Source organism: Desulfoplanes formicivorans (assembly GCF_001748225.1).
In the GTDB taxonomy this organism is placed as follows: domain Bacteria; phylum Desulfobacterota; class Desulfovibrionia; order Desulfovibrionales; family Desulfomicrobiaceae; genus Desulfoplanes; species Desulfoplanes formicivorans.
On record NZ_BDFE01000024.1, the window covers coordinates 1 to 229 of the forward strand.

The window sequence follows — 229 nt, forward strand, 5'->3', positions numbered from 1 at the left end:
CCATCTCGAACTCGGAAGTTAAGACCTCCAGCGCCGATGATACTCCGGATCCATCCGCGGGAAAGTAGGTCGTCGCCAGGACTTCTTCTTCAAAAGAAAAGCCCTTACATATATCTTGTAAGGGCTTTTCTTGTTTCAAAAACTACAACCTCTCCCCCTGCTCCGCCAAGCCGCCTCACACTCACCTCCCCTTACCACGTCCATCTCCTAGCCAGGCCATTCCTGGCTT

The 229-nt window shown here is 52.4% G+C and carries 1 rRNA gene; it reads left to right on the forward strand.

Annotation, left to right across the window (positions count from 1 at the left end):
- Positions 1–81, forward strand: a 5S ribosomal RNA gene (gene rrf, locus DPF_RS14490); the annotation flags it as partial.
- Positions 82–229: the final 148 nt, after the last annotated feature.